The following is a 26,450-nucleotide window of genomic DNA, read 5'->3' as shown; positions in this document are numbered from 1 at the left end:
CGACTTGCGTCGATGACACCTTGGTGGCGTGTCGAAGCGCAGTGCCCCGGCCGGAGCCGGGGCGAAAGGGTCAGAGCCCAATGGCGGACGATGTCGAGCGACGGGGATCGGCGCCGCCATAGTAGATGCCGTTGTCGATCATGATCGACTGGGCGGCGCCCATGGCGTCCTGGCGGCTGACGGTATGGCCGAGCGCCTCCAGCAGGGCGATGGTATCGGGACTGATGCCCTGTTCGATACGGATCTCGTCGGGCAGCCACTGGTGATGGATGCGTGGCACGCTGACCGCAGTCTGGATGTTCATGTCGTGGTCGATGACGTTCATCAAGACCTGCAGGGTCGTGGTGATGATTCGTGATCCGCCCGGGCTGCCCGTGACGAGGAAGTTCTTGCCGTCCTTCTTGACGATGGTCGGCGTCATCGAGGAGAGCATGCGCTTGTTGGGCTCGACCTTGTTGGCCTCGCCGCCGATCAGGCCATAGGCGTTGGGCACGCCCGGCTTGGCAGAAAAGTCATCCATCTCGTTGTTGAGCAGGAAACCGGCGCCATCGACGACGATGCCCGAGCCATAGCTGAAGTTGATGGTATAGGTGTTCGACACTGCCAGACCATTGCCATCGGCAATCGAGAAATGTGTAGTCTCGTTGGATTCGTAGGGCAACGGGTTGCCGGGAGCGATGCTTTCGCTGGGTGTCGCGGCGTCCATGCGGATCTGGCTGCGCAGCTCTTCCGCGTAACCCTTGGAGGTGATGCCTGCCAGCGGTACGTCGACGAAATCGGTATCGCCGAGATACTGGGAGCGGTCGGCGTAGGCGCGTTTCATGGCCTCTGCCATGACGTGGATAGCGGCGGCGGAGTTGAAGCCCATGGCGCCGATGTCATAGCCCTCGAGAATATTGAGCATCTGCACGATATGCGCGCCACCGGAGGAGGGTGGGCTCATGGCATAGACGTCATACCCCCGGTAAGTGCCGTGACTGGGTTCCCGAAGCGCGGGCTGGTAGTTGGCCAGGTCCTCCAGGGTCATCAAGCCGTCGTGCCTCTGCATTTCTGCAGCGATCAGTCGCGCCGTTTCGCCTTCGTAGAATTCCCGCGGACCCCGCTCGGCGATGCGCCTGAGCGTGGCGGCGAGGTCAGGCTGTCGGAAGGTGTCGCCGGCCTGGTAGAGACTGCCGTCGGGCTTGAAGAATATTTTGCGTGTCGATTCCCATTTTTCCAGTCGCTCACGTGTCTCGCGAATGCCCTCGACGAAACGTTGCGGCACGACGAAGCCGTCCTCGGCCAGGCGAATGGCTGGCGCAAGCGCCTCGGCCAGGCTCAAGGTGCCGTATCTTTCCAGCGCCAGGGCCAGACCGGCTACGGTACCGGGCACCCCGGAGGCGTTATGGGTATAGCGCGACAACTCGGAAACCGCCTCGCCCTGTTCATTCTGGAACATCGTCTCGTGGGCGGCGGAAGGCGCCTTCTCGCGATAGTCGATGGCGATGACCTTGCCGCTGTTCTCGTCCGAGATCAGCATGAAGCCGCCGCCACCGATGTTGCCCGAGCGCGGCTGGGTGACGGCCAGCGCGAAGCCGGCGGTCACTGCGGCGTCGACGGCATTGCCGCCATTGGCGAGTACGTCGCGCGCCACCTGGGATGCCAGGAAATGGCTGGTAGCCACCATGCCGCGAGTGCCTACCTCGGGATGGAAGCGCTCTCCCTCGAGAATGGCTTCCTGAGCGGAGGCGAGCGGAGTCATCGACGTGACGAAGATTGCGATGCCTAGCCATCGACGCCACCCGGCGGAAGGAGAAAGGATAGGTAGGGCCATGATCGACTCCCTTTGGAATTCTGATTGTAGGGTTAGCGTACTCACTATCGTCACCTAACGCAGCGCGCGCAAATTCCGGAGTCCAGCATCGCGACGGGAGTGCTGATAGAATGTCCGCCTTCCGTAGCTTCGCTGATGAAAGAGCCATGCCTGACGTGAATCCCGATTTCAAGATTGCGCCTTCCATCCTCTCCGCCGATTTTGCGCGCCTGGGTCAGGAAGTGGACGATGTGTTGGCTTCCGGTGCCGATATCGTGCACTTCGACGTGATGGACAACCACTACGTACCCAACCTGACCATCGGCCCGATGGTCTGCGAGGCGTTGCGCAAGCACGGGGTCACGGCACCCATCGACGTGCATCTGATGGTCAAGCCGGTGGATCGCCTGATCGGGGATTTTCTCGCTGCCGGGGCCAGCTACGTCACCTTCCATCCCGAGGCCTCCGAGCATGTCGATCGTTCGTTGCAACTGATACGCGACGGCGGCGCCAAGGCCGGCCTGGTCTTCAATCCCGCCACGCCGCTGACTTACCTCGACTACGTGATGGACAAGGTCGACATGATTCTGCTGATGAGCGTCAATCCCGGGTTCGGCGGGCAATCGTTCATTCCCGGTACGCTGGATAAGCTGCGTCAGGCACGCCAGCGTATCGATGACAGCGGTCATGACATTCGGCTCGAGATCGATGGCGGGGTCAAGATCGATAACATTGCCGAGATCGCCCGGGCGGGAGCCGACACTTTCGTGGCCGGCTCGGCGATATTCAGTGCACGTCAGGACGCGGATCCCAACCGCTACGACAGCGTGATCCGGGCGCTGCGCGATGAACTCGCCAATGCCTGAAGCGTTGGCGGGAAACGCCGAAACCCGTTGGTTTCTCTATATGATCGAGACCGCGGCGGGAGCGCTTTACACGGGAATAACCACCGATGTCGAGCGCCGCTTCGGCGAGCATTGCGGAGGGCGTCGCGGCGCACGGGCACTGCGCGGCAAGGGACCATTGACCCTGGTCCACTGCGAGCGGGTAGGAAGTCGCAGTGAGGCGCTGAAGCTAGAGGCGTCTCTGAAGCGTCTTTCGGCCGCCGACAAACGGGCCTGGTTAGTGGCCAGGCCCGCTTGCCGAGCTCGCTGAGCTACGCGCTTACCCCCTCCTTTAGTTCGCTTGACGGCTGAATAGGCGCTGACTTAACTCCTTTGTGTCAATGTCCTGAAACATTGGCATAACAGGAGAAAACAGAACAATGAAAAACAGGACCCTCGCCACCACTTGCCTGTTGGCCGGCACACCTTTCTTCTCTGCCGCGTTCGCCCAAACCGACGATACCCTGCAAAAGCTGGGCAATTTCCAGACGACGGGCACCACCGAATTTACCACCATCGATCAGCAGAGTAGCAGTGCCGATGCGATCAGAGAGACGCTGAAACGAATCGAGTTGCCCGACGGCTTCACTATCGATCTCTACGCGCTCGTACCCGATGCCCGGCATATGGCCGTAGGCCCGCAGGGGATCGTCACGTTTGTCGGCACGCGCAAGACGGAAGTCTGGGCCGTGACCGACCGCGACAAGGATCGGGTGGCCGACGAAGTGAAGAATTTCGCTCCCTCGCTGGCCAAGGCGATCCCCAACGGTCCCTGTTTTTCACCCGAGGGCGTGCTTTTCATCGCCGAACAGAATCGCATACTCGCTTATCCCGCGGCCGAGTTCTTCTATGAAAGTCCCGACGTCGTCGCGACGCCTGTCATCGCAGGCGGTGAACTGATCCCCGAGCAGTTCGTGAGTTACAACCATACTGCGCGCGTCTGCGATATCGGCCCGGATGGCAAGCTCTATGTCTCGCTGGGGCAGCCTTACAACGTTGCTCCGGCGGAACATTTGAACGCCTTTGGCGAACACGGCATCGGAGGCATCATTCGTCTCAATCAGGACGGCAGTGAGCGCGAAGTCTATTCACGGGGCGTGCGTAACTCGGTGGGGCAGGACTTTCATCCCGGTACGGGGGAGCTCTGGTTCACCGACAACCAGGTCGATGGGATGGGCGATGATATCCCTCCGGGAGAAATAAACCGACAGACTCAGGCAGCTCAGCATTTCGGTCACCCCTGGTTCGGGGGCGGAGAGGTGCGTACCAACGAGTACAAGGATCAGGAGGTGCCGGTCGAGGTCGTGCATCCGGTCGTCGAGACCGAGGCGCATGCCGCCGACCTGGGGATGGTTTTCTATACCGGCAAGATGTTTCCCGAGTCCTATCGGGGCGGTATCTTTTCCGCCCAGCACGGCTCCTGGAACCGCACCGAGCCGATCGGTGCCCGCATCATGTTCACGCCCGTCGATGCCGAGGGCAACGTGACCGGAGCGACGCAGCCCTTTGCCGAAGGGTGGCTCGACGGGAACGGTGAATACCTGGGACGTCCGGTGGATGTCGCCCAGCTTCGGGATGGCTCTCTGCTGGTCTCCGACGACTTGGCTGGGGCAGTCTATCGAATTTCCTATAACGCGAATGCCCAGGTCGCTCAGTAACCGTGACTGCCGGCAGGAGATCGCTGCCGGCTCGCTTCCATAAGGATGCCATATGAAGCCTCTCGTCGCGGTGCTGGCAATGTTCGTCGCTGGAATGGGGATAGAAGGTAGGGCCTATGCGGCAGATCCTGCCGCGGGTCGGGTTCTGGCCCGGCAATGCCAGACATGTCATGGCCTGGATGGAATCGCCCAAATACCCATCGCTCCAAATTTGGCTGGCGAGAGCCGAATCTATATCGAGACGCAGTTGAAAGCCTTCCGCAGTGGCAAGCGTGAACATGAAATCATGTCGGTCGTGGCCAAGGGGCTCAGCGACGAGGATATTTCCAACCTGGCGGCTTGGTACGAATCTATAAAGATAACCGCCACGGTGCCGGAAATTCCCTGATGGAACGCGGCTACGCCAAGGTTCGAGGCAAAGGCGTAGCCATCGTTGCAGCTCAGTGCAGTTTCATCTTGGGGCGCAGGAAGCGGTTGAGTCCGTCCACGACCACTGTCATGCCGGTCTTGACCGTGCCATGAATCGCCTGCTGATGCATGCGGTAGAGCGAGGCATAGAACAGCTTGGCGAGACGCCCTTCGATGAACAGACTGCGCGCCGAGGCGCCACGCATCAGGCTGCCCACCGCATCGAAATGGGCCAGTGAAATCAGCGACCCGCGATCGCGGAACACGAAGTCCTTGAGCGGACGCCCTTGCATGGCCGCGGTGAGGTTGCGCGCCATCAGACTCGCTTGCTGGTGGGCCGCCTGGGCGCGCGGCGGGACACGCTTGCCGTCGGGCTGCGGACAGGAGGCGCAATCGCCGAAGGCGAAGATACGCTCGTCGTCCAGGCTTTGCAGGCTAGGCTTGACCTTGACTTGATGGTTGCGCTCGGTTGCCAGCCCCAGCTCGGAGAGAAAGGACGGGGCACGAATGCCCGCGGCCCACACGCTGAGATCGGTGTCGATGCGCTTGCCGTCTGCAGTGACGAAGCCTTCCTCATCGGCACAGGTCACGCGGGTGTCGACGTGGACGTTGACGCCGAGTTTTTCGAGTTCACGGTGTACGGTGCGCCCGAACCGTTCCGGTAGGGCAGGCAGGATGCGTGGTGCAGCCTCGATCAGGTGGACATCGAGTTTGCCGCTATCCAGCGCGGTGAACCCGTAGCTATGCAGCATCTTCGAGGCATCGAACAATTCCGCCGCCAGTTCCACGCCGGTGGCGCCGGCGCCGACGATGCCTACCGTCAGCTTGGGATGGACGCGGCGCTCCGGATCGCTGTACCGCAGGAACGTATTGAGCATGTCGTGTCGAAATGTCTCGGCCTGCTGCGGGCTGTCCAGAAAATGGCAGTGGCTGGCGACCCCTGGGGTGCCGAAATCGTTGGAGACGCTGCCTAGCGCCAGGACCAGATAGTCATAGCTGACATTGCGGGCCGGGAGTATGACGGTATCGTCGTCGTCAAGGATGGGCGCCAGGGTGATGGTGCGGGCTTCGCGGTCGAGGTCGCTGAGGGTGCCACGCTGGAACTGATAACCGTGCGCCTTGGAGTGGCCCTGGTAGGAAACTTCGTCGAGTCCGGAGTCGAGAACGCCGGTGGCGACTTCATGAAGCAGGGGCTTCCATATGTGCGTGGGGTTGCGGTCGATAAGCACGATTTCGGCTTGCTTGCGCTTGCCGAGCTTGTTCCCGAGCCGGGTAACCAGCTCGAGCCCGCCCGCGCCTCCACCGACCACCACGATGCGTGGGGTAGTCATGTGGGCTCCTTACGAAAGGTTGGAAGAATAAGTCGTAAAGTGAGTCGCCAGGGTCAGGCGGTCTGGCGCCTGGAGTCGGCGACGGCTGGGGTCTAGCATAATCCTCTTATTAGAAGATTCCTATGCTGTTTCGCCGCGATGGGGTATGTTTTTTCGTAATATTACATGCATGATTTGCACAGCCAAGAGGACAACCCCATGGCACCGAGTCTGGAAGGTATACGTCTGGTGACGTTCGATCTTGACGGCACCCTTATCGACTCCGTCCCCGACCTGGCGGTGGCGGTCGATGCCGTGCTCGCCGAACATGGCCATCCTGCCGCAGGAGAGGAGAGGGTCGCCGGCTGGGTTGGCAATGGCTCGCGCACGTTGGTCGAACGGGCCTTGCGGCATGCCTCGGGGCAGGAGCCGGATACACGGATGCTGGATCGGGCGCATGATGCCTTTCTTTATCATTATGGCCGGGCTCCCAGTGAGCGTACCCGCCTATTTCCCGGCGTCCGTGAGGCCTTGGCAGCACTGCATGACCGCGGCTTGACACTGGCGATCATCACCAACAAGCCTCATGCCTTCATTGCCCCGATATTGGAGGCTCTGGAGTTGGACGGTTATTTCGATTATGCGGTGGGCGGCGACTCGTTGGCGCAGAAAAAACCCGATCCTGCGCCGCTACTGCATGTCGCCGAGCGGTTTTCGATACCGCCTCAAGCCTGTCTGATGGTGGGAGACTCACGCCATGACGTCGAGGCGGGCCGACGGGCGGGATTTCGGACCTTGGCCGTGCCTTACGGCTACAACCATGGTGAGCCGGTCGCTGCCAGTCGGCCGGATTTCCTGGTTGAATCGCTCGCGGAACTCGTTTAGGGTGCCAGAGGGCGGTTATAAAAGCCGCTAAATCAATAAGATTCAGCAATCACGAACACGTCGGATTCCACATGACGCTGAATGCCCGCCATTCCTCCCAAGGCAATGCCATGCTGATGCGCGAGGTCAAGCGCTGGCGATGGTGACGCTCCCGCCGTTGCCACGTTGGCTGCCATTCTCCGGATGGCCTTACCACCGCTTTACCGACTCATCTCAAGGAATCGACGGGCATGATGACTCCCGAACGCTTCGCCGAACTGGCGCAGGCTGGCTATAACCGCATTCCGGTTACGCGTGAAGTGCTGGCCGACCTCGATACGCCGCTTTCCACCTATCTCAAGCTGGCCGATGCACCTTGGACCTTCCTGCTGGAATCCGTACAGGGGGGGGAGAAGTGGGGACGTTATTCCATCATCGGCTTGCCGTGCCGCGAACGTATCGAGGTGCGTGGCTACCAGGTGCGCCATATCGTCGACGGTGAACAGAGCGGCATCAGCGAGGTCGAGGATCCCCTCGCCTGGATCGAACAGTTCCAGGCGCGATTCAAGGTGCCCAGTCTCGATGACCAGCCGCGTTTCGATGGCGGCCTGGTCGGTTACTTCGGCTACGACACCATTCGCTATATCGAACCGCGCCTGCGTGGGGCGCATGTCGACGCCAAACCCGATCCCATTGGCGTACCCGATATTCTGCTGATGGTCTGTGACGAGTTGGTGGTCTTCGACAACCTGTCGGGGCGCCTGACGTTATGGACACATGCCGACCCGATTCAGGCTGAGGCCTACGCTCATGCCTGTCATCGCCTGGAGTCGCTGGAAAGCCAGCTGCGCAGTGCCGTCGCCAGGTCGGCCAGCCCGGGCACCGGGCGTGCCGCGGTGGAAGAAGGCCATTTCACCTCGGGGTTCACCGAAGAGGGCTTCAAGGCGGCCGTCGACAAGATCAAGGAGTACGTGCTGGCCGGTGACGTCATGCAATGCGTACCGTCGCAGCGCATGTCGATCCCGTTCCAGGCACCGCCGCTGGATCTTTACCGCGCGCTACGCAGCCTGAATCCGTCCCCGTACATGTTCTTCTTCAATCTTGGCGACCATCATGTCGTCGGCTCGTCGCCGGAGATCCTTACGCGGCTGGAGAACGGCGAGGTGACGGTGCGACCTATCGCCGGTACCCGCAAGCGTGGCCGTAACGAGGAAGAGGACAAGGCGCTCGAGGCCGACCTGCTGGCCGACCCCAAGGAAATCGCCGAGCATGTCATGCTCATCGACCTGGGACGCAACGACGTAGGGCGTATCAGCGAGACCGGCAGTGTCCAAGTGACCGACAACATGGCCGTCGAGCGCTATTCCCATGTCATGCATATCGTGTCCAACGTCACCGGACGCCTCAAGCCGGGGCTATCGGCGATGGACGTGCTGCGTGCGACGTTCCCGGCCGGTACGCTCTCGGGGGCGCCCAAGATTCGCGCGCTGGAGATCATCGACGAGCTCGAACCGGTCAAGCGCGGCATTTATTCGGGCGCCGTCGGCTACCTATCGTGGCACGGCAACATGGACACCGCCATCGCCATTCGCACTGCGGTGATCAAGGATGGCGAATTGCACGTCCAGGCCGGTGCCGGCATCGTCGCCGATTCGGTACCCGAACTCGAATGGCAAGAAACCCTCAACAAGGGGCGTGCGCTGTTCCGTGCAGTGGCCATGGCCGAGCGGGGGCTGGATAATCTCGGCGACTAGGCGTTTACGAAAACTCCCTGCCTTGACAGGCAGGGACGATAACCACACTATAGCGGGCATGCATACACCAGATTCTATCCGTTCAAGCCAGTGGTGGCGCTCCTAAGCGGGGCGGCACACTCATGTCTTGAACATATGCCGCCGTCAGGGCGGCATTTTTGTGTCTGGTCCCCCTGTACGGCTGGCGAAGTTACATTGACCGGCCTGGGTAAATAGCTGGGTAAGAAAGGGGGGCAGCCACATGAACCGTGAATCGAATCAAGGATCTAGCGCGATGTCCGTGTTGATGATCGACAACTACGACAGTTTTACCTTCAATGTCGTGCAGTATCTGGCCGAGCTGGGTGCCGAGGTCGAAACGCACCGCAATGACAACCTGACGCTGGCGGACATCGAGCGCATGGCGCCGAGTCATATCGTGATCTCGCCGGGGCCCTGTACGCCCAACGAGGCCGGAGTTTCCCTAGACGTCATTCGCCATTTCGCGGGCCAACTGCCGATTCTGGGCGTCTGCCTGGGGCATCAGGCGATTGGCCAGGTCTTTGGGGGCAAGGTAATACGGGCGCCGAAAGTCATGCATGGCAAGACGTCACGGGTCCATCACCATGGCAACGGGGTATTCGCGGGGCTCGACGATCCTCTCGAGGTGACGCGCTATCATTCGCTGGTCGTCGATGCCGACAGCCTGCCCGATGAGCTCGAGATCACGGCCTGGGTAGGGGATGACGACGTCACGCCCGGGTTGATCATGGGGCTGCGCCATCGCGAACTCGACGTCGAAGGCGTGCAGTTCCATCCCGAATCCATTCTGACGCGCCAGGGGCATCAGTTGCTGGCCAATTTTCTCGAGCGCGGCCGGTCCTGAGGGCCTGGCCGGGACGACGCTACCCGAAGGAGACCCGACATGCAGATGCGTGAGGCGATCGACGCCGTGATGCACGGCCACCATCTGAGTTACGCCGAGACCCATGCCGTGATGCGTTACATCATGACCGGCGAAGCGACCGATGCCCAGATCGGCGGCTTTCTGATCGGGCTGTCGATGAAGGGTGAAACCGTCGACGAGGTGGCGGCGGCCGCGCAGGTAATGCGCGAGCTGATGACGCCGGTCGAACTCGCTTCTCTCGATAATGTGGTGGATATCGTCGGTACGGGCGGCGATAGGGCCAATCTGTTCAATGTCTCCACGGCATCGAGTTTCGTGGTTGCCGCCTGTGACGCACGTGTCGCCAAGCATGGCAACCGCAGCGTATCGTCGTCGTCGGGAAGCGCCGACCTGTTCGATGTCGCCGGCATCAAGCTCGATCTTTCGCCGGCGCAGGTGGCCCGCTGTATCGACCAGGTGGGTGTCGGTTTCATGTTCGCTCCCATGCACCACAAGGCGATGCGCTATGCGATCGGGCCGCGGCGTGAGATGGGCGTGCGTACGGTGTTCAATGTCCTCGGGCCGTTGACCAACCCCGCTGGCGCCCAGCATCAACTGCTGGGCGTTTACAAGCCGGAGCTGGTCGCCCTGATGGCCGAAACCCTGCAACGCCTGGGAAGCCGGCACGTGCTGGTAGCGCATGCCGAGGACGGTCTCGACGAGATTTCACTGGCGGCGCCCACGCGCATCGCCGAGCTGCGTGATGGACAGATTACCGAGTACGTCGTTACGCCGGAACAGCTGGGGGTCGAGCGTCAGTCACTCGAGTCGCTCAAGGTCGTGACTGCCGAAGACAGCCTGCGCCTGGTCAAGGAAGCCTTGAAAGGGGAAGGGGCGGCGGCCGATATCGTTGCCTTGAATGCCGGCGCGGCGCTCTATGCGGCCGATGTGGCGGACAGTATCGAAGAGGGCGTGGCGCTTGCCCAGGATGCCATGGCCACCGGCCTGGCGCTGGAAAAGATGAAAGAACTGACCGACTTCAGTCGCGTGTTCACGGACCAGGCATAAGCCGCTGCACATCAGGAACATCCCATGAGTCCATCCGACAATCTGCCTACCATCCTGGCCCGTATTCTCGCCCGCAAGGACGAAGAGATCGCCGAACGGCGAGCCGGCGTCTCCGAGCTGACCCTGCTGGAGCGCGCCCGTGAGCAGAGCGCGCCACGCGGTTTCATCGACGCCCTCAACCGGACCATTGCCGAGGGCGACCCGGCAGTGATCGCCGAGATCAAGAAAGCCTCGCCGTCGCGTGGCGTGATTCGCGAGGATTTTCGTCCTGCCGAGATTGCTCGGGCCTACGCTGAGGCCGGGGCCAGTTGCCTGTCGGTCCTCACCGATGCCGATTTTTTTCAGGGGCACGAGGAGTACCTGATTGCCGCCCGTGAAGCCTGCGAGCTGCCGGTGATTCGCAAGGACTTCATCGTTCACGGCTATCAGGTCAGCGAGGCGCGTGCCATCGGCGCCGACTGTATCCTGTTGATCGTGGCCGCCCTGGACGATGCCCGGCTCAAGGATCTGCATCAGCAAGCTGGCGAGCTGGGGATGGACGTGCTGGTCGAAGTTCACGATGCTCTCGAACTCGAACGCGCCCTGGCGCTGGATCTGGCGCTGGTGGGAATCAACAATCGTGACCTGCGCAGCTTCGAAACCAGCCTGGATACCACGTTCCAGCTATTGTCCCGCATTCCCGGTGACGTCACGGTGATTACCGAGTCCGGCATCAATACGCGGGGCGATGTCGAGCACATGCGCGAATACAACGTGAACGGCTTTCTGGTGGGCGAGGCCTTCATGCGCGAAGCGGATCCGGGCGCCGCGCTGCGGCGTCTGTTTTTCTAGATGCGCGTGCCATGTGACCTATTGCGCGGGCCGCCCTTGGGCGGCCCGCGTCGTTACTGGCTCAGAAGTCCAGCTCCAGCCCAGCATAAAAGGTGCGTCCCGGTGCCGTGTCGAAATAGCGCTCATTGCTCGCATTGATCAGCAGGTTGGCGTAATGCTCGCGATCGAAGAGGTTGCGCACGCCCAGATAGCCTTTGAGCAGCGTGTCACCGCCAAACCGCCAGCCATCACCGGCGCGCAGGTTGACCAGCCAATAGTCGTCAACCTCGACCTCATTGGCGTCGTCCGCCACCATATCGCCGATATATTGCGTCTCGAGTGTCGCGAAGCGCTCATCGACACCCTGCCAGGAGAGTTGGTTATTCCAGGTCTGTTCCGGCAGGCCGGGGATACGATTGCCGTCGTAGTCGTTTCCACCGGAGGTGTAATCATCGTATTCGTAGCTGGCCAATGTCAGAGCGCTATCGATGCGCCAGGCGGGGGTGAGCTGCCAGCCCAGCGAGGTTTCGATGCCTTCCTGCAAGCTTTCGCCGGCATTGCGGTAATAGCTTTTTCCGGCTTCGTTCTCGTAAGCGATCAAGGAATCGTGAACGCGGGTCGAAAACACAACGACGTCGTAATTCAGACCATTGGCGAAATGACCCCGCAGACCGATTTCGCGATTCCAGGCCTTCTGCGGCTCTACGTCGGGATTGAAACCTGCGCCATTCGGATTGGCAAACTCGGAGAAAGTCGGGGTCTCGTAGGAGGTGCCCGTGGATAGATAGAGCTGATGATTGGGAAGATAACGCAAGCTCAGGCCCGCGCTGCCACTCCACTGATCGAAGGTGCGCTCGCCACTGCCGTCCTCGCCGTCGCTCGAAAGCTGGTCGTCGATGTCGAACGTTACCCGGTCGTAGCGCGTGCCTAGCGAGAGCATCCAGCGTTCGGTCAGTTCCAGATCACCCTGCACGAACGCGCCGATGGAGGTGGCTTTTTGCGTTTCGTCCTGGGAGCGGCGTACGTGCTCCCCGTCGATCAGTACATCGTCGCTATGGCGATTATCGACCTGCCGAGCGACGTCGACACCCGTCATGTATCGCAGGGGCAGGCCGCCCAGTTCCATCGCCTGGTGATACTCGGCGCTGCCGCCATAATAATCGCGATCATAGGCGATGTAGTTCTGAACATCCGTTATCGATCGGCTGCCGCCCGCAAAGGCCAACTGCTGCTGATAATCGCGATGTAAATAGAAGCCCTTGAGATAAAACTGGCCAGGTCCGGCCGAGAGATCCTCGTATTGCAGGCCGATCACTTGCTGATCGACTTCCTGCCCGGCGTCGATTCGGTCGGGCGAGTAATCATAGTAGCCTTCGCTATCGATCGTGCCGCGACGGTCCTCTTGGACCAGTGCCCGCGTCATGCCGCCCGGGTCTTCGGCATAGGGGCTATCGAGCAGATTGACGATGGTGGTAATGGCGCGGTCGTGGCCCAAGTCGCGGCGCAGCTTGGCGTTGAAGAGATATTTCTCCGCCGAGCTGTGATCGCGATAGCCTTCGATATCGAGTGCGGAAAAGCTCACATGGTGTGACCATGAGCCGTTCACGCCACCGTTTTGCGCCGACAACTTGCGATAGCCGTCACTCCCCACGCCAAAGCGAACACTGCTGCCCGGATCGTCACGCCCATCCGCCGTGGTCACGCTGATCACACCACCCGACGCGTTGCCATATTGGACCGCCGCCGGGCCACGGATGACTTCAATACGCTGGGCGCTATCCAGATCGATGGCGTCGGTCTGGGCCTGACCATCCGGGAGGGTATAGGGAATTCCATCGACCATCAGCGTGATGCCGCGCACTCCCCAAGGGGTACGGGCACCAAAACCACGAATGGAGATACGCTCGCCCTGGGCGAAGTTGTTACGGTTCTGGAGATAAACGCCAGGCACCATATTCAGGGATTCATCGAGTCGAACGCGCTGCTGGCCCTGTTGAATGGCCTCTTGCTCGACCACCGAGATGGCCTGGGGCGTGGTATAGAGTTCGCGTTCCAGGCGGGGGGCGCTGACTTCCAGTGTGGGTAGTGTGCTTGGCGTAGCGTCCTGTGCCTGCGCCTGGATAGTGGGTATCGAACCAAGCAAGCAAAATGACAGCATCCTGCATCTGTTCACACGTTCCCTCGTTCTTTCGTTATGTTCGGTGGCCTTAGTGTTGCAGGCGTGCCGCAAGGCGGCAAGCCGAAGCGGTTCAGGCATACTCCGGCGAGTCGACGTGAATCAGGCTGATCAAGGTATCGCCGGGCTTTGGAGAAAGGGGGGAGCGTGTATTGGCGACCCGGATGCGCCCGTTCGGACCGATGCTGAACATCGGCAGCAGGCGCTGATCGTGGATGGTGCAATAGGCGTCCAGCGCAAAGCTATCCGTCATGCGTGCGCTGCGCAATTCGGCACCTTGTTCGAGCAGCTGCGAAAGTCGTGCGAAAGTGGCTTCGTCGTCGAAAAGAACCGCTAGGTGTTCCAAGGCCCGTTCGCGATGACGATGTGCGTTGCGGGCATCCTCCTCAGCAAGCAGGAACACCTTGCCATGCCCCAGGATGTGCTCGAAATGCAGAACGGCGAGATTGTTGAGCTCGCGATAAGGGGACAGCGGCAGTAAGTAACCGATTCCAGTGAGCTCCAGATGCTGTGCGGCATGCTCGGAGAGCGGGTTGCCGTAGTAGACCGGCAGCCCCGCCATCCGCGCTTCCTGCACGGCGTCCCAGTTGTTGTCGGCCAGACGCACGGCGACGCCGGCTTCGGTGAGCTTCAGTGCGATGGCCCGGGCCACCGGATTGGCGCCGATGATCAGAAACCCGGAGGCTTCCGGTTCGCTGACGTTCAACAATCGGGCGAGCGGCCGTGACAGCAGGCTCTGCATGACGACGGTGCTGATGATGACGAGAAACACGACGGGAACCAGGATGTCGGCGCCCGAGACGCCGGCCGCTTCGAATCGAATGGCGAATAGCGAGGCGACGGCAGCGGCCACGATACCGCGGGGCGAGAGCCAGGCAAGCAGGGCCTTTTCGCGCCATTCGAGACCGCTGCCGAGCGTACACAGCCACACGGAGAGGGGGCGGGCAACCCACAGCAGGATGGCCAGAAACCCCCAGGCCGGCCATGAGAGCAGGGCTAGCTGTTCAGCGGTCAGGCGCGCGGCCAGCAGGATGAACAGGCCGGAAATCAATAGGACCGACAATGTCTCCTTGAACTCGATGATATGCTGGGTGGGCACGCCACGCATGTTGGCCAGCCACACGCCCATCACCGTCACCGTGAGCAGGCCGGACTCGTGGAACAGGGCATTGGACAGGGTGAACAGGGTCAGCACGATCATCAGCGTGCCGAAGCTGTGCAGGCGCTGTGGCAGCCAATGGTGGCGCAGGACCAGCCCCCACAGATAGCCGCCGAGCATGCCCAGACCGAAACCGATGGCGGCGGTGCGGACAAACATCGACAGGGTATGCGAGAGCGCCCCCTGGCCTTGGCCGAGAACCACGAACTCGAAGACCAGTACGGCGGCGATGGCGCCCACGGGGTCGATCAGGATGCCTTCCCAGCGCAATATCTGGGTCAGGTGGGCACGCGCCCGGAGTGTCTGCAACAGCGGCAGCACTACGGTGGGACCGGTAACCACCAGAACGGCACCCAGCACGCTGGCCATCTCCCAGGTGAGATCGAGCAGGACGTGGGCAGCCACGGTGGCGACAGTGCCGGTGATCAGGGCGCCCCAGGTCACCAGCCGCCGTACCGTGCGGCCATGTCCGCGCAGGTCCTTGAAATCCAGGGTCAGACTGCCTTCGAACAGAATGACGGCGACAGCCAGGGAAACCAGTGGAAACAGCAAGTCGTCCAGCAGAATATCCGGTTCGAGCAGGCCGGTGACGGGGCCCGACAGAATCCCGGCGACGAGCAGTGGCAGGATGGCAGGCAGGCGCATCCGCCAGGCGGCCCACTGACAGATGAGGGCCAGCAGGCCGATGCCTGCCAGAGCGATGGCCGGTGTCTGCATTGTCACGTTTCCCTGGTCGACGTAAGAACAGCCGCGCAGCCTAGCGTTGCCCGCGTCGGCTTGCAATGCCATTAAGAGGATCGATTCAGCAGACCTTGCGGTTGTGTCCTGCTGGCGTGTCGCGCCACAAGGATGGCTCGGAGCCTGCCCGCTTCAGCGGTGAAATAACCATACGAGGCCGGAGAGGACAGCGCTGACCAGGATCATCGTGGTAATGGGAAAATAGAAAGCGAAATTGTCCCGCTTGATGACGATGTCGCCCGGCAGGTGACCCAGAGGCAGCTTCGAAAGCCAAGGCCACAATAGGCCGATGATTACTATTGCGATGCCGATAATGATCAGAGGGCGGGACATGACAGCCTCCCGGGTACGATGTGACTTGCCAAGCTCGGAGCAACGGCTGCCGTTGCTCCGATTCCAGTCAGGCTTGTTTTACGGCCTGCAAGAGTCCTTGCAGGGGATGTCGCAGTTGGATGTCCGACAGTCGCTTGGCCTGGCTGCGACAGGAGTAGCCGGTGGCCAGCAGACGCCCGGCATTGGCCGGGTCCTCCGTCACCTCCCGCCAGGAGAGGTCGTAGATTCGCTCGGAGGTGTCGCGGTTACGCGCCTCGTGGCCATAAGTGCCGGACATGCCGCAGCAACCGGTGGCCACCAGCTCCAGTTCCAGACCGAAGGCGGCAAAGACCTGCTGCCAGGCCTTGGGCGAGCCGGGGGCAGTGGTCTTCTCGGTGCAGTGCGAGAGCAGCCGGAAGCCGGGATCGTCGAGGGCCAGGCCGCCCGGCGCCAGGCGCCGTCCCAGCGAGACCAGCCACTCCTGCAGCAGCAGCACGTCGGGTGTGGCGTCCGGCCCCAGCGCCTTGGTGTACTCCTGGCGATAGGTCAGCGTCATCGCCGGGTCGATGCCTACCAGCGGCACGCCGAATGTCGCCAGGCTGCGCAGCCGGCGCGCCTGTTTCTCGGCGGTGCGCTCGAAGGCGCCGAGGAAACCCTGCACCTGCAGCGGCTTGCCGTTGGCCGTAAACGGGGCGACGAACACGCGGATGTCGAGTCGCGACAACAGCTCGACGACGTCCATCACCAGCTTGGACTCGAAATAACTGGTGAAGGCATCCTGCACGAGGATCACGCTGCGTGTCTTCTGCCGTTCGGTGAGCAGGCCCAGACTGGTCGGCGTGGCCTCGCTGATGCCCCAGGCCCTGAGCTGCTTGGCCAGGCTGGCGCGCGAGAGCGTCGGGCTATCGACCATGCCCAGGCCGTTGGCCATCAGGCGGTCCACCAGGCGATGCCGCAGCAGGCCATTGTAGAGTGGCGCGATACGCGACAGGTGGGGCGCCATGAATTCCAGTCCGCCAATCAGATAGTCGCGCAGCGGGCGCTGGTAGCGGCCGTGGTAAACCTCGAGAAACTGCGAACGAAACTCGGGCACGTTGACCTTGATCGGACACTGGCCGGCGCAGGATTTGCACGCCAGGCAACCGGCCATGGCGTCGTAGACTTCATGGGAGAAATCCGCTTCGCCGCGGCGTTGGCGCCAGGTATTGGCCAGGCGCAGCGGCAGGTCGCGCACGAAACCCCAAGTGCCCTCGGCCTTCTTCCTGCGTGATTCCTCGACGACGTCGGTGCCGGCGTTGCCCTGCAGACGCAGCCACTCGCGCATCAGGCTGGCCCGCCCTTTGGGCGAGTGAATGCGCTGACGCGTGCCTTTCCACGACGGACACATGGCATCGGCCGGGTCGTAGTTGTAGCAGGCGCCGTTGCCGTTGCAGTACACCGCGGACTGATGCGCCTGCCATACGCGCTCGTCGATCTGGCGGTCGAGCTGGCCGCGGGTGGTCACGCCGTCGATGGTCAGCAGCCCCGGATCGACCCACTTGACGGTTTCCTCGGCGACGCTATCGGCCGTGGCGCCGGCATCTTCGGGCCGGATAGCGTTACCGGCGGCTTCGGGCCGGATAGAAAGCGGCGTGGCGATCTTGCCGGGGTTGAGCTGGTTGTGCGGATCGAAGGCGCCCTTGAGGCGTTGCAGCGTCGGGTAGAGCTCACCGAAAAACTGGGGGGCATATTCCGAGCGTACGCCCTTGCCGTGCTCACCCCACAGCAGGCCGTGGTAGCGCTGGGTCAGCGCGGCGACCTCGTCGGAGATCTCGCGGATCAGGCGCTCCTGGGCTGGGTCCTTCATGTCGATGGCCGGGCGCACGTGCAGCACGCCGGCATCGACGTGACCGAACATGCCGTACTCGAGGCCTCGGGCATCCAGCGCCGCACGAAACTCGGCGATGTAGTCGGCCAGGTGTTCGGGCGGTACCGCGGTATCCTCGACGAACGGGATGGGGCGCTTCTCGCCCTTGGCGTTGCCGAGCAGGCCCACGGCGCGCTTGCGCATGGCGTAGACGCGGCCGATCTGCTCGCGGCCCTCGGCCAGGGTATAGCCCAGTCGCTCGACACTGGCATCGGAAGCCAAGTGATCGGTGAACGTCCTCACCCTGGCCTCGAGTTCGTCGGGGTCGTTGGCGTTGAATTCGACCAGATTGATGCCACGGATCGCCGGCGCCGCCACTGGGCGCGTCGCGGTCGCGGTGTCGCCGTCGATGTCCGTGGCCCGTTCGGTGGCCCGGGCCTCGCCGGCGGGGAAGAACTCCGCCACGCTGTCCCAGACGAAATCCTCCATGGCCAGCGCCAGTACCTTGTCGTCGACGGTCTCGATGGAGGTGGGGCGGGGCAGCTCGGCCGACGCCGCGGCGTCTCCCAGGCCCATCAGCGCCCGGGCGTCGCGCAGGGCATCCATGAAGCTGGCATAGCGCACGTTGACCAGCGTCGAGCACTTGGCCATCGGGAGCACGTTGAGGGTGGCTTCGTTGAGCAGGCCCAGCGAGCCTTCCGAGCCGCACAGCACGCTATTGAGATCGAAGCGGCCATCGACGGTGCGCAGGTGCGCCAGGTCGTAACCGGTCAGGCAGCGGTTGAGCTTGGGGAACCTGGCCGCGATCTGCTCGCGCTGGGTGTCGATGATCTCGCGGGCGGTGCGGTGAACGTCCCCGACGATGCCGTCGCGCTCGCACAGGCCGTTCAGCTCGTTTTCCGTGACGGGGCGACTCTCGAAGCGCTCGCCGCCGAGCAGCACCGTGTCGAGTTCAAGGACGTGATCGCGGGTCTTGCCATATTCGCAACTGCCCTGGCCGCTGGCGTCGGTGGAGATCATGCCGCCGATGGTGGCGCGGTTGGAGGTCGACAACTCAGGGGCGAAGAACAGCCCGTAAGGCTTGAGCGCGGCATTGAGCTGATCCTTGACCACCCCGGCCTGCACGCGTACCCGACGTCGCTCGACATCGATATCGACGATGCGATTCATGTAACGCGACACGTCGACCACCAGCCCATCGGTCAGCGACTGGCCGTTGGTACCGGTGCCGCCGCCGCGCGGGGTGAGCACGATGTCGCGGAACGTCTCACGGCCGGCGAGCCGGGCAATGCGCACCAGATCGTCGGCATCGCGCGGGTAGAGCACCGCCTGCGGCAGGCGCTGATAGATGGAGTTGTCGGTGGCGAGCACCGTGCGATTGGCATAGTCCGGGGCGATGTCGCCAGCGAAACCCTCCTTGCGGAGAGCATCGAGGAAAGCGACATAGCGGGAATCGACCCGGGATAGAGAGTCCAGTCGTGCGATCATGTTCTCGATTATCAAGCTAGTCGGTGCAGGCGCAGGCGTTACCTTACCAGAGATAGGCTTGGCCGTTGCCTAAAAGCCATAAAGGCGTGCAGGGTTGTGCACAAGAATCTTCTCAAGGATGGCATTCCTGTCCACGAGGCGCAGTAGCTCGTCGACGAGATCACCATCGTTGGGCATGGGCCCTGGCAGCTTTACGTGTGGCCAATCGGTGCCAAAGACGCAGCGCTCCTCATTACGTTCGACCAGAGCAGAGAAGAAAGGGTCCACGTCGCGGTAAGGCGTGCTCGCCTGAGTGGTCATGCGATTGGGACCGGAAAGTTTTACCCAGGTGTCGCCTTTCTCCAGGCGTTGCAGAAGATGTTGGAAACCAGGATGGTCGATGCCCCTCTGCGTAGGCACGTGGCCCATGTGGTCGATGACCTTGGCCACGGGTAGACGGTCGAGAGTAACGCCTAGACTCTCGAAGTTCGATACATCGATGAGGCATTGAACGTGCCAGCCCCACTGGGCGATTCGCTCGCTGAGCGACGTAATGGCATCGAAATCCACGCCGCCAGGGAACAGCAGATTGATTCGAACGCCGCGAACCCCCAGGCCATGCAGTCGCTCGATCTCTTCATCGCTGACATCGGCATCCAGAACCGCGACGCCGCGCCATGCAAGACTCTGTTCAAGAGCATGTTGCAGCCCATCAATTAGGCGGCGATTGTCCGTGCCGTAGACACTGGGTTGCACCAGTACCGCTCGCTCGAAACCCAACACGGATAGCAAGTGCCGATAGGCGTCGTCGTCGGCATCCGGTGGCGTATAGCCGCGGGCCGGATGGTATGGATACCGATCGGCCGGACCGAATAGGTGCGCGTGACAATCACAAGCCCCTTTAGGAAGAGCGCGACTTGGACGCCGTGGGGTGGGATCGGGCCCGGGAATATCGGGAGTTGTCATGGTGTTTCCTTACGCGTGGTGGAAAGTAGACCGAGACGACGTGATGCATTGGTTAAATGCAAACGCATAGCTGCACGCGCCTCTTCAGGCTCGGCGCTGAGAATGGCTTCGACGATGTTCTGGTGCTCGACCTGGACGATCTGCTCGAGTTTGGCATCTTGAGCGGAATGCCGGCGAGCGGTAGCGATAGCCACCGACATGCGGTTGTAGAAGAAGTCGATGAATTCACAGAAAAAATGATTACCGGTTGCAGACGCGATTGCTTGGTGCAGGGCAAGGTCGTACGCCACGCTGTCCTTCTTGCTCGGCAGGCTATTGGCCAGTCGATCGAGTGCCAACGCTATGTCGTGGCGTTGCGACTGGTTGGCATGAATTGCGGCTTGTGCAGCGGCACCGGCTTCAATTTCACGGCGCATTTGGTAAATCAGGCGAAGTTCATGCAGGTCGACTTCGTCTGCGGTAAGCGAAAACACGGGCCGAGGGGGCAAAGTAGCGGCGATATAGGTGCCGCTACCCTGCTGGGTATAGACCAAGTTGGCGCGTCTCAGCTCGGCTATCGCCTCGCGGATGACCGTGCGGCTTATGCCGAAGCGCGCCATTAGGTGCGCTTCGGTGGGCAGCTTCGAGTTAGGTGGATAACATCCTTCACGAATTTCGCGCTCGAGGGTAGCCGCAACCTTGGCCGAGAGGCGTTGGCCACGTGCAGCGGGAGACTGAGATCTAGTCATCCCAGCATGTCCGGCAGCCACAGGGTGACAGCGGGAACATATGCGATCAGCCCCACCACGAGCAGCAACACGCCCAAGAAAGGCAGCAAGTGCTTGGCGATACGCTCGATGCTCATGCCGCTGACTGACGAAGCGACGAAGATAGAATAGCCTAGCGGGGGCGTGACCATGCCGACGGCGAAATTGATAACCACCATCGCACCTAACTGTATGGGATCCAGGCCGATTTGGGCACCAATGCCGATCAGCACACCGCTCATGATCACCATGGCTGAAATGTTATCCATTACTGCCCCGAGCACCAGCAGCAATAGGTTGATGAACAGCAGCAGAAGCAGCGGGTTGGTGGTGAGCCCGAGTATGACTTCGGTGATTTTCGTGGGCAGTTGTTCGCTTGCAATGACGAATGCGAAACCGTAGGCGGTCACTATAATGAACATGATCACAGCGGTGGTGCGCATGGCATTGATCAGTAAACCGGGAAGTTGTCGCCACTGCAGGTCCCGATAGATGAACAGACCGATGATGGCGCTGTAGAAAGCTCCCACCATGGCAGCTTCGGTGGGTGTAAATATACCGCCGTAGATACCGCCGAGAATGACGACGGGTGCCAGTAGTGCCCACAAGCCATCGCGAAGCGCCGAAAGAATCTCTGCGCCGGTAGCCCGTTGCTCACTGACGATGCCCTGGCGCTTGGCGTAAAAAACGCTGATCAAACAAAACCCCGCCGCGGCGAGCAAACCGGGAATCACGCCCGCTAAGAAAAGTTTGGAAATCGACTCTTCAGACAGTACGCCCCAAATCACCATTGGAATCGACGGTGGAATCATTTGGCCCAGCGGACCCACGGCCGTCGCCAAGGCGGCGGCGTAACCGCGTTTGTAGCCACGTGTTTCGAGCTCGTCGATCATGACCGAGCCGATTGCCGCAGTAGTCGCGGGGGCGGAGCCAGAGATTGCACCGAAGAAGGTGCCGGCACCAACGGTCGACATCGACAATCCCCCGGGCAGATGCCCGATAAAGGTGGACGCCACCCTAACGAGTCGTCTCGACAGCCCGCCTGCTCCCATGAGCTCACCCGCGAGGATAAAGCCGGGAATGGCCAACAAGCTGGTGGTGCTACTGCCGGCCATGAAGCGCTGCGCGGCGATCAAGGGGTTGAGGTCTGCCATCCACACGCCAATTAACGTCAGCAGCCCGAGCGCAATGGCGATTGGTGTACCAATGATAAGAAGGCCGAAAAGGCCAAAGATCAAGACTAGACCCGTGTCATCCATTGTCTTGTGCCCTCAGTGCATTGAGTGAGCTGGGCCTGACCAGTAGCACGAAGGCGTGGATGGTGATGAGTGCACCGCCCACGGGTAACGCTGCATTCTTCACCCACAAGGGATAGCGAATGGCTGGAGAGACCTGGCTCGAGGTGAATTCCATGAAGCCGTACCCCGTCCACACCATGGCTAGGCCGAACAGCAGTACGAGCAGTACATTAATACGCTCTACGAGACCCGCCAGTGAGTCGGGCAGCATCGATAGGATTAAGGTGACACGAACGTGCTCGAAACGACGCACCAGCGAGCTGGCGAACAGAAATGTCATCCAGGAGGCGGCGAGTAGAGCGACCTCATCAGACCATGACAGCGAGTCTTGCAGTACATAGCGATAGAAAACGCCCAGCAAGAGTGTGCCGACCATGATCAGAGCGATCAGAGCGCCGAGATAGTGGCTGAGCGTAGCCAGGTGTCGGCTGAATGCATCCAAATGGCGATACATGGTGTCTTCCCAACGAAAGTCGGCCCGGCGTTAGCCGGGCCGGGGATTTACTCGGAGAGTTGCTCCAGAGCCTTGTCGATCAACTCGCCACCTATTTGGTCGCGATACTCGTCATAGACTGGTGAGACTTGTTTGCGAAATGCCGATACATCGTCGATCTCATTGACTTTCATGCCCATGTCCTCGATCTGGGCAAGGATGGTCTCGTCATTGGCGGCTACGGTCTGACGCTGGCGCTCGATTGCCTTGTCAGCAGCCTCGTGAACGACAGCCTGCATGTCGGTGGGAAGACGCTCCAGGGCCTGTTTGGAAATCAGCAGGCCCAACGCATTATAGGTATGACGCGTCAAAGACAGGTACTGCGTCACTTCCGGATATTTATTGGCATAAATCACCGGAAGCGGAATTTCCAGGCCATCGACTGTGCCTTGTTGGACGGCAGTAAAGGCCTCACTCCAGGCGAGTGGAGCGGGGTTGGCGCCGAGCGCCCGGAAACTGGCGAGGAAAAGATCGCTGGGCTGTACTCGCATCTTGATGCCATCAAAATCCTCAGGCGAGACGATCGGGCGAACGTTGTTGATGGTGTTACGGAAGCCTGCCTCGGCGAACCCTAGGCCGATGATGCCCTCCGGTTCGAGGCGTTGCATGAGCGTTTGGCCGACATCGCCGTCGAGGACGGCATGCGCCTGTTCGCTGCTTGCATAGAGGAAGGGCAGGTCATTGAGCTGAAAGCTGGTGTCAATAGTGCTGATCTGGGTGCCGGTAATGACTGCGGCATCGAGTATCCCTAACTGCATGCCTTGCAGCATTTCCGTGTCGTCGCCGAGCTGATGGTTGGGGAAAAACTGTACGTCGAACTCTCCCGGCGCGGCTTTTTCCAGTTCCTCGGCGAAGTAGTGGGCGGTGATGGCATACGGATCCACCTTGCTATCGGCAGTAGTCCACCCCAGCCGAAGGGTTGTCGCAGCTTGAGTTTGGGCCGAGACGGTGAGGGCTCCGGCCAGCAGAACCGTGGTGAAGGATGAGATGTATCGCATGCGGGAGTTTCCTTGATGGCCAAGTGTTTGAATCGCGACGAGAGGGCTAGATTTGTCTGATGAATTTGTTGGAAATGGCATTTTTTCTTTTTTTGTCAGACATGTTGAACTTTACTAAGAAGGTTTTATATAAGGAAATTAACCTTAAGGAGAATTTTAATTAAAGGAAAATTAATGTATGTGAAATTTCGGCCTGGCGCGGTTACCTGTGCTCCCATACCAGCGGTATATGTTTCTGCGCAGGCATTCAGGGCATGTTTCGCTTACAATAGAGGGTCATTTTTTCGAGACACGTGAGTCTGTGCATGATGACTTGGCTGGCCGTGGCGGCGGGCGGAGCGCTTGGGGCCTTGAGTCGCTATCTGTTGAATGGGTGGCTGACTGGCATGTTGGGACGTGGGTTTCCCTGGGGAACCTTCGGGGCCAATCTGATCGGCTGTTGCTTGATCGGGGCGCTCTATGTCTGGCTGACCCAGGAACTGAGGCTGGCGCCCATCTGGCAGGCCGTGTTGATGGCGGGCTTCACCGGTGCTTTCACCACGTTTTCCACCTTCGCGCTCGAAACGCTGACACTGTTCGAGTCCGGGCGCGGGTTGGTAGCCGCGCTCTATGTATCGTCCAGTCTGGTGCTGGGTGTCGCTGGCGTGGCGCTGGGTATGAAGCTGGCACGCGTATTACTTTAACGATTCACTGACGGATAGGACTCCATGCTCGATCCCAAACTGCTTCGCAGCGATCTCGAACAGGTCGCGCAACGTCTGGCCAAGCGCGGTTATGCGCTGGATGTCACGCAATTCGAGGCGCTGGAAAGCCGGCGCCGCGATCTGCAGACCGAGACCGAACAACTGCAGAACGAGCGTAACACCCGCTCCAAGGCGATCGGCAAGGCCAAGGCCGCAGGCGAGGACATCGAGCCCCTGCTGGCCGAGGTCAGCGATCTGGGCGATCGACTGGATATCGCCAAGTCGCAGCTCGCTGAAGTGGCCGGTGAGATGGAGTCGCTAATGGCAAGCTTGCCCAACCTGCCGCATGACAGCGTGCCGGAGGGTGCCGACGAGAGCGACAACGTCGAACTGTATCGCTGGGGGACCCCGCGCGAGTTCGAGTTCGAGGTCAAGGACCATGTCGACCTCGGTGCCAAACTGGGCTATCTCGATTTCGAGATGGCATCCAAGCTGACCGGATCGCGTTTTGCGGTGATGCGTGGCCCCATCGCCCGGCTGCATCGCGCCCTGGCGCAGTTCATGCTCGACAAGCAGACCCTCGAGCATGGCTACGAGGAATGCTACGTCCCCTACATGGTCAATCGCGACTCGCTGATGGGCACCGGCCAACTGCCCAAGTTTGGCGAGGACCTGTTCCGCCTCGAGGGCGATCAGGAGTATTACCTGATTCCCACCGCCGAGGTGCCGCTCACCAACTTTGCCAGGGATCACATTTTCGAGGCCAGGGAGTTGCCGGTCCGCCTGACCGCACATACCCCATGCTTCCGCAGTGAAGCGGGCGCCTACGGCAAGGATACCCGGGGCATGATTCGCCAGCATCAGTTCGACAAGGTTGAGATGGTGCAAATGGTTGCGCCCGAGGCCAGCTATGACGCGCTGGAAGAGATGCGTGGCCATGCCGAGGCGATCCTGCAGGCACTCGGGCTGCCGTACCGTGTCGTGACGCTGTGTACCGGCGACATGGGCTTTGGTGCGGCCAAGACCTACGACCTCGAAGTGTGGCTACCCAGTCAGGCGACCTACCGTGAAATCTCTTCGGTCTCGAACTGCGAGGATTTTCAGGCCCGCCGCATGCAGGCACGCTTCCGCTCGCCCGAGCAGAAGAAGCCTCAGCTACTGCATACCCTGAACGGCTCGGGCCTGGCAGTAGGGCGCTGCCTGCTGGCGGTGCTCGAGAATTACCAGAACGCCGATGGCTCGATCGGCGTCCCGGAGGCGCTGCGTCCATACATGGGGGGCGTTCAGGTCATCAATGCCTGAGTGCAGCCGTTGATCCGCCAGAGAAGGAAAAGGCCTCGCTTGACGAGGCCTTTTCCGTTCCAGGTGGACGGTCTTTTATTATTCTGCAATTCCCCAATCCACACTGACTGCCGTCTCGATGGTGATCTCGCCTGGCCGATATTCCACCTGCGCCTTGCTCTCCATGCCGTCGGCACGCATCGCGGCCATGCGCGGGGCAAAGATGGGCGGGGTATTTTCCTGAACGTTCTGCACCCGTCCCAGTTCGATACCCAGGGTATCGGCGATCAGCTGGGCCTTGTCCCGTGCCTTTTGCAGGGCTTGTGTCAACGCCTGGTCGCTGACCGCATCGCGATCCTTGAGATCGTAGGTGATGCCATCCAGTGAGTCGACGCCGGCCTGGGTCAGCGCATCGAGAATCCTCGGGACGCGGTCGAGCGCATCGATGCGCACGCTGATGGGGCGTTCCAGTTGCGTACGCACCAGCGGCGCCTCGCTTTCCCCCTGGCGGGATGGCGCCTGCACGTAATCGGGGTGGATCGATAGGGAGCCAGCGCTGATTGCCTGCTTATCCAGGCCGGCCTGCTCGAGCGCACGAATCAGTTCGCCGGTTCTCGTTTCCAGTCGCTCACGCGCCTGGGCAAGTGCTGCAGGGTCGGTCTGGGTGTCTTGCGCCTGGGCAACGGCTGGTGTGCGCTCCCAAAGACGCGCTTCCAGCGTGGCCATGTCGGGCGCCACCGAAACATCGGCCTGTGCCTGTACCTGGATCCGCTGAGGAATCGTCTGGGGCGGCGTCTGGGCGAAGGCTGGCGCAGTCAGGCAAGTACCCAGCAGCAATGCCAGCGGTAATGTCTTGGCGATATAAGCAAACATG

The 26,450-nt window shown here is 61.1% G+C and carries 23 protein-coding genes; 11 read left to right on the top strand and 12 right to left on the bottom strand.

The window, feature by feature from the left end:
• Positions 1-70 precede the first annotated feature (70 nt).
• Positions 71-1,813 carry a gamma-glutamyltransferase gene (ggt, locus tag MHM84_RS19820; protein ID WP_253561868.1) on the bottom strand — a complete coding sequence of 581 codons (1,743 nt, stop codon included), beginning with the start codon at positions 1,811-1,813 and terminating at the stop codon, positions 71-73.
• A 146-nt stretch (positions 1,814-1,959) separates the two neighbouring features.
• On the opposite strand from ggt, the gene rpe reads away from it, so the two are divergent.
• From rpe to MHM84_RS19800, 4 genes are all read left to right on the top strand, one after another.
• The gene (gene rpe, locus MHM84_RS19815; RefSeq protein WP_239268505.1) at positions 1,960-2,658 is read left to right on the top strand and encodes a ribulose-phosphate 3-epimerase; all 699 of its coding nucleotides are present in this window, start codon (positions 1,960-1,962) and stop codon (positions 2,656-2,658) included.
• A complete protein-coding gene (locus MHM84_RS19810) occupies positions 2,651-2,947 on the top strand; it encodes a GIY-YIG nuclease family protein (protein WP_239268503.1) in 297 nt (98 codons plus the stop codon). Before rpe ends, MHM84_RS19810 begins: the two co-directional genes overlap by 8 nt.
• Before the next feature lie 109 nt (positions 2,948-3,056).
• On the top strand, positions 3,057-4,334 hold the full coding sequence (locus tag MHM84_RS19805; protein ID WP_239268500.1) for a PQQ-dependent sugar dehydrogenase: 1,278 nt from the start codon (positions 3,057-3,059) through the stop codon (positions 4,332-4,334).
• A gap of 52 nt (positions 4,335-4,386) precedes the next feature.
• The gene (locus MHM84_RS19800) at positions 4,387-4,722 is read left to right on the top strand and encodes a cytochrome c (RefSeq protein ID WP_239268498.1); all 336 of its coding nucleotides are present in this window, start codon (positions 4,387-4,389) and stop codon (positions 4,720-4,722) included.
• 52 nt (positions 4,723-4,774) lie between these two features.
• Here MHM84_RS19800 and MHM84_RS19795 read toward each other — a convergent pair whose 3' ends face one another.
• Complete coding sequence (locus MHM84_RS19795) at positions 4,775-6,073, bottom strand: NAD(P)/FAD-dependent oxidoreductase (protein ID WP_239268495.1); 1,299 nt, start codon at positions 6,071-6,073, stop codon at positions 4,775-4,777.
• A 198-nt stretch (positions 6,074-6,271) separates the two neighbouring features.
• On the opposite strand from MHM84_RS19795, the gene MHM84_RS19790 reads away from it, so the two are divergent.
• The 5 genes from MHM84_RS19790 to trpC all read left to right on the top strand — a co-directional run bounded on the left by MHM84_RS19790 (position 6,272) and on the right by trpC (position 11,434).
• Positions 6,272-6,937 carry a phosphoglycolate phosphatase gene (locus tag MHM84_RS19790; protein ID WP_239268493.1) on the top strand — a complete coding sequence of 222 codons (666 nt, stop codon included), beginning with the start codon at positions 6,272-6,274 and terminating at the stop codon, positions 6,935-6,937.
• A 233-nt stretch (positions 6,938-7,170) separates the two neighbouring features.
• On the top strand, positions 7,171-8,670 hold the full coding sequence (gene trpE, locus MHM84_RS19785; protein ID WP_239268610.1) for an anthranilate synthase component I: 1,500 nt from the start codon (positions 7,171-7,173) through the stop codon (positions 8,668-8,670).
• A 274-nt stretch (positions 8,671-8,944) separates the two neighbouring features.
• A complete protein-coding gene (locus MHM84_RS19780; protein ID WP_239268491.1) occupies positions 8,945-9,535 on the top strand; it encodes an aminodeoxychorismate/anthranilate synthase component II in 591 nt (196 codons plus the stop codon).
• Positions 9,536-9,574: 39 nt separating this feature from the next.
• Complete coding sequence (trpD, locus tag MHM84_RS19775) at positions 9,575-10,603, top strand: anthranilate phosphoribosyltransferase (protein ID WP_239268489.1); 1,029 nt, start codon at positions 9,575-9,577, stop codon at positions 10,601-10,603.
• 24 nt (positions 10,604-10,627) lie between these two features.
• Entirely contained in the window at positions 10,628-11,434 is an 807-nt protein-coding gene (gene trpC / locus MHM84_RS19770; RefSeq protein ID WP_239268486.1) for an indole-3-glycerol phosphate synthase TrpC, read from the top strand.
• Positions 11,435-11,495: 61 nt separating this feature from the next.
• On the opposite strand, the gene MHM84_RS19765 is transcribed toward trpC, so the two are convergent.
• The 9 genes from MHM84_RS19765 to MHM84_RS19725 form a co-directional block, all read right to left on the bottom strand.
• Positions 11,496-13,571: a TonB-dependent receptor gene (locus MHM84_RS19765; RefSeq protein ID WP_239268484.1), complete on the bottom strand. Its 2,076-nt coding sequence runs from the start codon at positions 13,569-13,571 to the stop codon at positions 11,496-11,498.
• A gap of 91 nt (positions 13,572-13,662) precedes the next feature.
• The gene (locus MHM84_RS19760; protein ID WP_239268482.1) at positions 13,663-15,465 is read right to left on the bottom strand and encodes a sodium:proton antiporter; all 1,803 of its coding nucleotides are present in this window, start codon (positions 15,463-15,465) and stop codon (positions 13,663-13,665) included.
• A gap of 153 nt (positions 15,466-15,618) precedes the next feature.
• Positions 15,619-15,819, bottom strand: a complete 201-nt coding sequence (locus MHM84_RS19755) for a DUF2905 domain-containing protein (protein ID WP_239268479.1) — start codon at positions 15,817-15,819, stop codon at positions 15,619-15,621.
• Positions 15,820-15,886: 67 nt separating this feature from the next.
• Positions 15,887-19,132, bottom strand: a complete 3,246-nt coding sequence (locus tag MHM84_RS19750) for an FAD-binding and (Fe-S)-binding domain-containing protein (RefSeq protein WP_239268477.1) — start codon at positions 19,130-19,132, stop codon at positions 15,887-15,889.
• A gap of 69 nt (positions 19,133-19,201) precedes the next feature.
• The gene (locus tag MHM84_RS19745; RefSeq protein WP_239268475.1) at positions 19,202-20,077 is read right to left on the bottom strand and encodes an amidohydrolase family protein; all 876 of its coding nucleotides are present in this window, start codon (positions 20,075-20,077) and stop codon (positions 19,202-19,204) included.
• Entirely contained in the window at positions 20,074-20,805 is a 732-nt protein-coding gene (locus tag MHM84_RS19740; RefSeq protein ID WP_239268473.1) for a FadR/GntR family transcriptional regulator, read from the bottom strand. The genes MHM84_RS19745 and MHM84_RS19740 overlap by 4 nt, the downstream gene beginning before the upstream one ends.
• Positions 20,802-22,082, bottom strand: coding sequence for a TRAP transporter large permease (locus MHM84_RS19735; protein WP_239268471.1), 1,281 nt, complete (start codon positions 22,080-22,082; stop codon positions 20,802-20,804). Before MHM84_RS19735 ends, MHM84_RS19740 begins: the two co-directional genes overlap by 4 nt.
• On the bottom strand, positions 22,075-22,575 hold the full coding sequence (locus tag MHM84_RS19730) for a TRAP transporter small permease (RefSeq protein WP_239268468.1): 501 nt from the start codon (positions 22,573-22,575) through the stop codon (positions 22,075-22,077). The genes MHM84_RS19735 and MHM84_RS19730 overlap by 8 nt, the downstream gene beginning before the upstream one ends.
• Positions 22,576-22,622: 47 nt before the next feature.
• On the bottom strand, positions 22,623-23,693 hold the full coding sequence (locus tag MHM84_RS19725; RefSeq protein WP_239268466.1) for a TRAP transporter substrate-binding protein: 1,071 nt from the start codon (positions 23,691-23,693) through the stop codon (positions 22,623-22,625).
• A 224-nt stretch (positions 23,694-23,917) separates the two neighbouring features.
• Between MHM84_RS19725 and crcB the strand changes: the two genes are divergently transcribed.
• Positions 23,918-24,295, top strand: a complete 378-nt coding sequence (gene crcB / locus MHM84_RS19720) for a fluoride efflux transporter CrcB (protein ID WP_239268464.1) — start codon at positions 23,918-23,920, stop codon at positions 24,293-24,295.
• Positions 24,296-24,319: 24 nt separating this feature from the next.
• Entirely contained in the window at positions 24,320-25,597 is a 1,278-nt protein-coding gene (serS, locus tag MHM84_RS19715) for a serine--tRNA ligase (protein ID WP_239268461.1), read from the top strand.
• Positions 25,598-25,675: 78 nt separating this feature from the next.
• Here serS and MHM84_RS19710 read toward each other — a convergent pair whose 3' ends face one another.
• Positions 25,676-26,449 carry an SIMPL domain-containing protein gene (locus MHM84_RS19710; protein ID WP_239268459.1) on the bottom strand — a complete coding sequence of 258 codons (774 nt, stop codon included), beginning with the start codon at positions 26,447-26,449 and terminating at the stop codon, positions 25,676-25,678.
• Between the last annotated feature and the right edge of the window lies 1 nt (position 26,450).

This window comes from Halomonas sp. McH1-25, assembly GCF_022348165.1.
Lineage (GTDB): Bacteria > Pseudomonadota > Gammaproteobacteria > Pseudomonadales > Halomonadaceae > Modicisalibacter.
Note: the sequence above shows the minus strand (reverse complement) of the source record. Positions and strands in the feature narration are given on the sequence as shown.